The sequence below is a fragment of the Cupriavidus sp. SIMBA_020 genome (genome assembly GCF_046535395.1).
Taxonomy (GTDB): Bacteria; Pseudomonadota; Gammaproteobacteria; order Burkholderiales; family Burkholderiaceae; genus Cupriavidus; species Cupriavidus campinensis.
The window spans coordinates 1-276 of the sequence record NZ_JAWRWU010000483.1 but is presented as its reverse complement, the minus strand read 5'-3'; the positions used below and the strand labels follow the sequence as shown (position 1 = coordinate 276).

Below are 276 nucleotides of genomic sequence, written 5' to 3'. Positions count from 1 at the left end.
AGCCGGTGGAAGGCCTCTTCGGCACGATCGAGCAGGCCGGCTTTCAGAAAATCCTGGCCGAGTTCATACAGCGCGTGGTCGCGCTCGTTCACCGGCAGGTCCGTGCGACTCAGCAGATTCTGGTGCACGCGGATCGCACGGTCCGTTTCACCGCGGCGGCGAAACAGGTTGCCGAGCGCGAAGTGCAGTTCGACCGTCTCCGGGTCGAGCTTCGCGACCTCGATGAACGCGTCGATCGCCTTGTCCGGTTGTTCGTTCAACAGAAAGTTCAGGCCG

At 62.7% G+C, this 276-nt stretch carries 1 protein-coding gene; it reads right to left on the bottom strand.

What is annotated here, in order from left to right:
- The coding region (locus SB751_RS30160; protein WP_410749041.1) for a tetratricopeptide repeat protein at positions 1 to 276 on the bottom strand (276 nt) is incomplete at both ends.